Raw genomic sequence first — 6,454 nt, 5'->3', positions numbered from 1 at the left:
CCTTCCCCCGCCTGCGGCTGCCGCCCGGCCTCGATGCACGCAGCGCGCGCGAGATCCTGGCCGAGCGCGGCCCCGGCAGCTTTGACCTCCACCACCTGTACAAGATCGCCCAGGGCACGCCGGCGGCGCGCTGCGAGGGCCCGGGCTGTGCCGCCCGTGCGCTCATCGGCTGGCCGGCCGACAGCCGCGCCTGCGGGCGTGGCCAGGCGATCGGCATCGTCGACACCGCGGTCGATGCGGGCCATCCGGCGCTGGCGGGGGCGGATATCCGCCGCCAGGCCTTCGTCACCGAGGGCAAGGCCGCCGCCCCGGCCGACCATGGCACGGCGGTCGCCGCGCTGCTGGTCGGCCAGCCCGGTTCGGTGGTGCCGGGCCTGGTGCCGCGCGCGCGGCTGTTCGCGGCCGCGCCCTTCTACACCCTGCCGTCGGGTAACGCCACGACGGACACCGCGGGCCTGGTGAAGAGCCTGGACTGGCTGGCCGGCCAGGGGGTGGCGGTGATCGGCCTCAGCCTGGCCGGCCCGGACAACGCCGTGCTGCGCGACGCGGTGCGGCGGGTAGCGGCGCGCGGCATCGTGGTGATTGCAGCGGCGGGCAACGGCGGCCGCAACGCGCCGCCCGCCTACCCGGCGGCGCACGAGCGTGTGATCGGCGTCACTGCGATCGCGGCCGATCGCCGGGTCTACTGGCGCGCCAACCAGGGCGACTACATCGATTACGCCCTGCCCGGCGTCAATGTGTGGACCGCCGACCCCGCGGGCGGCGGGCGCGCGCGCAGCGGCACCTCCTACGCCGTGCCCTACATGGTGGCGCTCAGCGCGCAGAGCTTGGCGCAGCGCAGCGCCAGCCGTGACGTGCTGCTGACCGGGCGGCTCGGCGGGCTCGCCGACCTCGGCGATCCGGGCCGCGACCCGGTGTTCGGTTACGGCAAGCCGCGCTTCGATCGCGATTGCCGCTGAGCGGCCCGGCGCGCCGCAGGCTCATTCGGCGGCGAGGCGCGCGAGCACGGCCTCGATGCGCGCCGGCGTGGCCACCCCGCCCGGCAGCGCCGCCGACAACATCGCCACCCGCTGGCGGCGGTCCTCGAACCAGCTGCGGCGCACGTAATGGCCGAGGGAAGGCGCGTAATCCCAGGTGATCGTCTGCATCGGCAGCGGGAAGCGGGGCGAATAGGCGCTGCAGCGCACATGCCAGGTGGCGAAGTCGCCCGCCGGGACGAAGCTGACCCGTGCGTCCACGACTTCGCAGTCCCAGCGCCGGCGCACCGTGGCGACGTGTCCGGTGTCGGTCCAGGTGGTGCGCCGCGTCTCCTCGAAGCTGACGCGCTTGCCCGCGGCCAGCGGCCACAGGCTCGCCGGCTGGCCGCTGATCGTGCTCTCCACCCGCCGCCCGGGGTAGTCCGCCGCCAGGGGCGGCACGAAGAAGTCGCGCGTGCCGTGCAGGCTGCGGCCGTCGGCCAGCGTCCACGTCAGCGACTGCGCGCTGGCGGCGCTCACCCGGCTGACCGTGCTGCGACCGAAGACGAAGGTGTCGCCGCGCTGCAGGTTCGGGCGCGCGGCCGGCGCCAGCTCGATGCGCTGCGGCCGGGTGTCGAGCGCGGACCGCGTCTGCTCGAGCAGGCTGTCGCCCTGGAAGGGCACCGCCGGCAGCTGCGTACAGCCGCCGAGGGCGAGGGCGGCGCTTGCCGCGACGGTGCGTGGCCAGGGGGTCATCGGCAAGGCTCCTGTTTGGGTCAAGGCAGGTGTGGTCGAGACAGGGGCGCCGCGGACCGGTTCCGTCGGCTCCCTTGCACGGGGCCGCACGGTATCGCTGCCGCGCGCGATTGCGGATAATGCGCGCCGGACCCCTGAGCGTCGATCTTCATATCGGCCGTCCACCCTGCCCGCTCCTTGAGCCGGGCGATTAAACCCCGGCGCGCCCGCACCGGGGTGGCTGGAAGCCGGGCGGCATCGCGCCTGCCCGCCGCCTCCGTACATCGGGAGCAACACATGCATCACCATCGTCCTGCCTCGCGCAGAGGCTTCCTGCTGTCCGCCGCCGCCCTCGCCGTGGCCGCCAGCCTGGGTGTCAACGCGGGCGAGGCCCTCGCCCAGCAGCCGCCGGCCAGGCTCATCATCACCGCCATTCCGGACGACGGCGACGCCGACCGCATGCGCGAGAACTTCGGCGCCCTGGCCCGCCATCTCGGCCAGGCGGTGGGCATCCCGGTCGAGTACATGCACGTCGAGAACTACGCCGCCAGCGTCACCGCGCTCGCCACCGGCCGCGCCCACGTCGCCTGGCTCGGCGCGGTGACGACCGCGCAGGCGCGCATGCAGATGGGTGAGCAGCTCACCATCCTCGGCTGCCGCGACATCGACAAGGGCTTCGTCAGCTATTTCATCGCCAATCCGGCGACCGGCCTGGGCACCGTGAGCGACCTCGGCGAGCTCGCCAAGGCCGCGCAGGGCAAGGGCTGGAGCTTCACCTTCGGCAGCAAGAGCAGCACCTCGGGCCACATGATGCCGCGCAAGTACTTCATGGACCAGGCCGGCACCACGCCGGAGAAGGTGTTCCGCAGCGTGGCCTATTCCGGCAGCCACGACGTGGTGATGCAGATGGTGGCCGACGGCACGCACCCCCTCGGCGCCCTCAACTACGCATCGTGGGACAAGGCCGACGACGCGCTCAAGGCGCGCGCGCCCATCGTCTACAAGACCCCGCCCTACACCAACTACGCCCTCGCCGCGCGTGCCGATCTCGGCCCGGACCTGCTCGCCAGGCTGCGTGCCGCCCTGCTCGCGGTCGATGGCAGCACGCCGGAAGGCGCCCAGGTGCTGAAGTACCTGAAGGCGGGCAAGTTCATCGAGGCCGACATCGGTGAGTGGCAGGGCTACGTCGACCTGCTCGAGTCGGGTATCGACATCGGCGGCTGAGGGCTGGCTGGGACCGGTAGGCGCAGCGTCCGGCCGGATGCTGTGCCGCCCCCTGCCCGCTCATCATCATGAATACAGACTCCATTGATGCGCAGGCCGTGCCCGAGCACCCGGTTCGCCTGCAGGGCGCCGCGGTCGCCTACGGCGGCCAGCGCGTACTCGACGACATCAGCCTGGACATCGCTCCGGGCGAGCGCGTCGCCGTCATCGGGCCCTCGGGGGCGGGCAAGACCACGCTGTTCCGTCTCATCGCCGGCCTGGTCAAGCCTGCGGCTGGTTGCGCGCTGACGCTGGGCGAGGATACCCGCCGCCTGCGCGGGCGGCGGCTGGCGCGGCTGCGCCGCGAACTCGGCTTCCTTTACCAGCAGGACAACCTGATCCCTCAGCTGCGCGTGGTGCACAACGTGCTGATGGGCCGGCTCGGCCACTGGTCGCTGGCGCGTGCGCTGCTGTCCCTGCTGTGGCCGCAGCAGATCGAACGCGCGCGCGCGGCGCTGGCGCGCGTCGAACTCGCCGACAAGCTGTGGGCGCTGCCCGACGAGCTCTCCGGCGGCCAGCAGCAGCGTGTCGCCGTCGCCCGCCTGATCGTGCAGCAGCCGCGCCTGGTGCTGGCGGACGAGCCGGTGAGCGCGCTCGACCTGCGCCTCGGGCGCGAGATCATCGGCTTGCTATGCCAGCTGGCGCAGCGCGACGGCGTGACGCTGGTGGTCAATCTGCACACGCTGGACCTCTTGCAAGGCCATTTCGACCGCGTGATCGCGCTGCGTGGCGGCCGCCTGTTCTGGCAGGGCGAACCAGCGCAGATCACCCAGCATCTGCTGCGCGAGCTCTACGGCGCCGAATACCGCGCGCTGCACCTGGACGAGATCGAGGTGCAGGAATGAAGCACGGCTGCCGCAGCTGTGTGCCTGGGGTGTCTTGGTGAGTACGCTCGCCTTGGCCGCCAGCGCGCGTTACGAGCGCCGCCCGCTGGGCCATTTCGTCGCCCTGCTCGCCGTCCTGCTGGCCTTGCTGGCGGCTTTCGCCGCCGCCGAATGGGACTGGGGGGCGCTCACTGACGCCGAGCGCCGCGCTCAGGCGGCAGCGCGCATCGGCGCCTGGCTGGCGGCCTTTGCCCGCCCCGACCTGTCGCCAGCGTTCGTGCACCATGCCTGGGACCTGACCCTGCAGACCCTGTCCGCCGCCATCCTTGGGACCGCGCTGGCGGTGCTGCTGGCCTGGCCGCTGGCGATGGGGGCGAGCCGGGCGGTGTGCGTCGGCGAGGCGCGTGGCGCGGAGGGGACGGGCCCGCTGGCACGGCTATGGCGCCGGTTGCCGCTGCGCTCGCCGGCGGCGCTGCTGTGCGCGGCCTGCCGGCTGGTGCAGGACATCCTGCGTGCGGTGCCGGATTTCGTGTGGGCGATCATCCTGGTGGCGCTGGTCGGCCTCGGCCCGCTGACCGGTGCGCTGGCGCTGGCGCTCAACATCACCGGCATCCTCGCCAAGGTGTACAGCGAGCTGTGGGACAGCGTGGACGAATCGCGTTACGCCCAGGTGCGCAGCCTCGGCGGCGGCCGGCTGGCGACCTTCCTGTACGGCATCCGTCCGCTGGCCTCGCGCAACGTGCTGTCCTTCACGCTGATGCGCGCCGAATGCGCGATCCGCAACGCGGCGGTGATCGGCGCGGTGGGCGGCGGCGGGCTGGGCTCGGAGATCTGGTACCAGGTGCGCTTCGGCGCATGGGACAAGGTCGGCACGCTGATCCTGTTCACCTTGTTACTGACGCTGGCCGCGGATCTCGTCAGCAACACCATTCGTCGCCAGTTGCGCGGTGACCAGTCCCGCCAGAGCGGCGGTGCCTCGTGCGCGGTGGCGGGGGCTGGCGATGCCTCGCGCCAGGGACGGCCTGAGGGCGATGCTGTGGCGCCGCCCATTGCGGCTGGCGTCTCCCGTCCGCCGTTCGGCCCCTGGCTGGCTACCGGTCTGGTCGTGCTGGCCCTGCTGTGGTCGCTGTGGTTCATGGGCTGGGGCAACCGTGGCGGTGAGGATGGGGCTGCACGCAACCACCTTGCACCGGCCATGGAGCTGCTGAGTGGTGAGGCCTGGGGAAAGCTGCGCTTCTTCGAACGCCTGCTGCAGCCCGAGCTCGACCTCGCCGCGATCGGTCTGGGCGACCCGGCCAAGGCGGCGGCGCGCCTCGAGCAGGGCAAGGCGGTCGAATTGTCCGCCACCCATGGCGCGCTCGATTTCTGGCGACCGTCGGCGTGGCTGGCCTGGCAGCAGGAGCTGCAGAAGTGGTTCGTGTGGCGGGTGGTGGAATCGGCAGCGATCCCGCTCGCCATTGCGGTCGTCGGCACGGTGCTCGGCGTGGCCGGGGCGATCCTGCTCACCTATCCGCATTCGGCCAGCTTCCAGCTCCACGCCGCACGCTTCAGCGGCGAGACGCCGGCGCCCTGGCAGCGCGCGCTGCGCGCCCTGCAGCTCGCGGCGGCGCGCGCCACGGCGGTGATCGCACGTGGCGTGCCTGAGGTGATGTGGGCCTTCCTGTGCATCGCCTTCTTTGGTCCCGGCCTGGTGGCGGGGACCTTGGCCATCGCGCTGCACACGCTGGGCGTGCTCACCCGGGTGTTCGGCGAGGCGGTGGACAACCAGCCCCTGCGCCGCTTCGAGCCCACCTGCGGTGGCTCCCGCTTGGCAACCTACGGCCTGGTGGCGGTGCCGCGGGTGTGGCGCGACTGGATGACCTATGGCTTTTTCCAGTTCGAGAGCAACGTGCGCGCGGCGGTGGTGCTCGGGCTGGTCGGCGTGGGCGGCCTGGGCTTCCAGTTCAGCTTCAACTTCGAGTGGTTCCGTTTCGAGCGGGCCGGCACCTACCTGCTCATGATCGTGTTGCTGACGGTGCTGATCGACCGCGGTTCGCGCCTGCTCAAGCTGTCCCGCGTCGGGCGTTGAACGGCCGGGCAGCGGGCAGCGCCTTGGTGTAGGCTAGGGGGCGGACCAGCCGGTGCCCCACGAACAAGCCGGCACCACCCTCACCCACAGGAGATAACCATGAGCGCAGTGACCCTCGGCGGCAATCCGATCGACGTGGCGGGCCGTTTCCCGCAAGCCGGCGATGCCGCCCCCGCCTTCAAGCTCACCGCCGCCGACCTTGCCGACGTCGGCCTCGAGGCCTTTGCCGGCAAGCGCAAGGTACTGAACATCGTTCCCAGCCTTGACACCCCGGTGTGCGCGACCTCGACGCGCAAGTTCAACGAGGAAGCCGGCAAGCTGGCCGATACCGTCGTACTGGTGGTTTCTGCCGACCTGCCCTTCGCGGCCAAGCGCTTCTGCGAGACCGAAGGCCTGGCGAACGTGCAGACGTTGTCGACCTTCCGCAACCCGGGCTTTGCCGAGGCCTATGGCGTGGCCATCACTTCCGGCCCGCTCGCCGGCATCACCGCGCGTGCAGTGGTGGTGATCGATGCCAACGACAAGGTCGTACATGCCCAGCGCGTGGGTGAGATCAAGGATGAGCCGGACTATGCGGCCGCGCTTGCCGCGCTGAAGTAAGCGGCAGT

At 71.7% G+C, this 6,454-nt stretch carries 6 protein-coding genes; 5 read left to right on the top strand and 1 reads right to left on the bottom strand.

Translation table 11 applies throughout. The annotated features are described in order from the left end of the window. Positions 1-959: S8 family serine peptidase (locus C662_RS04670; RefSeq protein ID WP_002925532.1), on the top strand; the 959-nt coding region annotated here is incomplete at its 5' end. A 21-nt stretch (positions 960-980) separates the two neighbouring features. On the opposite strand, the gene C662_RS04665 is transcribed toward C662_RS04670, so the two are convergent. Beyond that, on the bottom strand, positions 981-1,712 hold the full coding sequence (locus tag C662_RS04665) for a hypothetical protein (RefSeq protein ID WP_002925531.1): 732 nt from the start codon (positions 1,710-1,712) through the stop codon (positions 981-983). Positions 1,713-1,988: 276 nt separating this feature from the next. Between C662_RS04665 and phnD the strand changes: the two genes are divergently transcribed. The 4 genes from phnD (at position 1,989) to tpx (ending at position 6,446) form a co-directional block, all read left to right on the top strand. Next, positions 1,989-2,915 carry a phosphate/phosphite/phosphonate ABC transporter substrate-binding protein gene (phnD, locus tag C662_RS04660; protein WP_002925528.1) on the top strand — a complete coding sequence of 309 codons (927 nt, stop codon included), beginning with the start codon at positions 1,989-1,991 and terminating at the stop codon, positions 2,913-2,915. A 68-nt stretch (positions 2,916-2,983) separates the two neighbouring features. Further along, complete coding sequence (locus tag C662_RS04655) at positions 2,984-3,799, top strand: phosphonate ABC transporter ATP-binding protein (protein WP_002925525.1); 816 nt, start codon at positions 2,984-2,986, stop codon at positions 3,797-3,799. Positions 3,800-3,836: 37 nt separating this feature from the next. Then, positions 3,837-5,846 (top strand): PhnE/PtxC family ABC transporter permease, encoded by a 2,010-nt coding sequence (locus C662_RS04650; RefSeq protein ID WP_002925523.1) that lies wholly within the window; start codon positions 3,837-3,839, stop codon positions 5,844-5,846. 99 nt (positions 5,847-5,945) lie between these two features. Beyond that, positions 5,946-6,446: a thiol peroxidase gene (gene tpx / locus C662_RS04645; RefSeq protein ID WP_002925521.1), complete on the top strand. Its 501-nt coding sequence runs from the start codon at positions 5,946-5,948 to the stop codon at positions 6,444-6,446. The last annotated feature ends 8 nt before the right edge of the window (positions 6,447-6,454 follow it).

The sequence above is a fragment of the Thauera sp. 28 genome (assembly GCF_000310145.2).
In the GTDB taxonomy this organism is placed as follows: domain Bacteria; phylum Pseudomonadota; class Gammaproteobacteria; order Burkholderiales; family Rhodocyclaceae; genus Thauera; species Thauera mechernichensis.
The sequence above is the reverse complement of the archived record's forward strand: the minus strand, read 5'-3'. Positions and strand labels throughout refer to the sequence as shown.